Source organism: Actinotalea sp. C106 (genome assembly GCF_023630195.1).
GTDB lineage: Bacteria > Actinomycetota > Actinomycetes > Actinomycetales > Cellulomonadaceae > Actinotalea.
The window spans coordinates 1-1,582 of the sequence record NZ_JALPKN010000461.1 but is presented as its reverse complement, the minus strand read 5'-3'; the positions used below and the strand labels follow the sequence as shown (position 1 = coordinate 1,582).

Sequence of the window (1,582 nt, the reverse complement as noted above, 5' to 3'; positions counted from 1 at the left end):
GGCAGGCCCGCGGCCCGACCGGTGCTCGCAGGGCTCGCGGTGACCGCCGTCGGCGCGGTGGTCGGCCTGTACCCCGCGGACGCCCTGCTCGTGGGGGCGGTGACCGCGGTCGTGGTTGCCCTGTCCCTGACCGCCACGGTCGGCGAGGAGTACCTGTGGCCCGAGGACCGCTACGAGGCCGTCGACGGCACCCGGCGTGAGATAGCGACCCTGACCTGGGCCTTCGTCGGACGTGAGGGCAAGGTCTCCGAGGCCGCCGTGCGCCAGCTGCGGGCTGTGGCACGGCGCCGGTTCGCGCGGCACGGCCTCGTCCTCGACGAGGCCCTCCAGGGGGACCCCACCCACGCCGCCCGCGCCCAGGATCTCGTCGGGGAGCGCGCGTGGCGGGTGCTCAGCGCCCCCGGCGGCTGGATGCCCACCCAGAACGAGGTGACCCACTGCGTGCGCGCCCTCGAGCAGATCCACCCCGACCTGACCGCCGGTCGCCGCGCCACGCGGCGCCGGACCGACCCCGCCCGTACCGCCGACGGAAGGCAGCCGCAGTGACTCAGGACTCCACCGACCACCCCCGCCCACCGACCGAGCCCCTCGCGGTGAGCAAGGTCGCGGCGGCCTGCACCGAGGTGCTCGACGAGGTCGGCACCGCGGTCGTCGGCATGCAGGGTGCCCTGCGCACGGCCCTGGCCGCGGTGCTCGCGGGGGGCCACGTGCTGTTCGAGGACGTGCCCGGTCTGGGCAAGACCCTCGCGGCCCGCAGCCTCGCGACCGCCCTCGGCCTGAAGTTCCGGCGCATCCAGTGCACCCCGGACCTGCTGCCCTCCGACATCACCGGCTCAGCCGTGTGGGACCCCGAGGCCACGGCCTTCCGCTTCCGCCCCGGACCCGTCTTCGCCGGGCTGCTGCTCGCCGACGAGATCAACCGCACCGCCCCCAAGACGCAGTCGGCCCTGCTCGAGGCCATGGCCGAGCGCCAGGTCACCGTCGACGGCACCACCTATCCCATGGCCGAGCCCTTCCACGTCATGGCGACCTCCAACCCCGTCGAGTACGAGGGCACCTACCCGTTGCCCGAGGCCCAGCTCGACCGCTTCATGGTGCGGCTCGCGGTCGGCTACCCCTCGCACGCGGCCGAGACCGAGGTGCTCGCCCGTCGTCTGGCCCGACGCCGCGAGGAGGCCCCGGTCCGGCGCGTGGTCGACGCCCCGACGCTCCTGGCCATGCAGGCCGGCGTCGAGGACGTGCACGTCGACACCGACGTGCTGGGCTACTGCGTGGACCTCGCGGCCGCCACCCGCGAGCACGACGCCGTCGAGGTGGGGGCCTCGCCCCGTGGCTCGCAGGCCCTGGTGCTGGTCTCCCGGGCGCTCGCCGTCCTGGCGGGCCGGACCTTCGTGACCCCCGAGGACGTCAAGGAGGTCGCCGTGCCGGCCCTCGCCCACCGGATCACCCTGACTCCGTCGACCTGGGCCGCGGGGGTCGCGGCCGAGGACGTGGTGCGTGAGGTGCTGGGCCGGGTGCCGACGCCCGCGGCGACCCCGAGGGCCTGAGGTGTCCGCCGGGGCGTGGGAGGGGCGCGACGAGC

2 protein-coding genes are annotated in these 1,582 nt (G+C 75.6%); both read left to right on the top strand.

Going from position 1 to position 1,582, the window contains the following annotated elements; genetic code table 11:
• Window positions 1-546: hypothetical protein (locus L0B03_RS17600; RefSeq protein ID WP_250448275.1), on the top strand; the 546-nt coding region annotated here is incomplete at its 5' end.
• Entirely contained in the window at window positions 543-1,547 is a 1,005-nt protein-coding gene (locus tag L0B03_RS17595; protein ID WP_250448273.1) for a MoxR family ATPase, read from the top strand. The genes L0B03_RS17600 and L0B03_RS17595, both read left to right, overlap by 4 nt.
• Window positions 1,548-1,582: the final 35 nt, after the last annotated feature.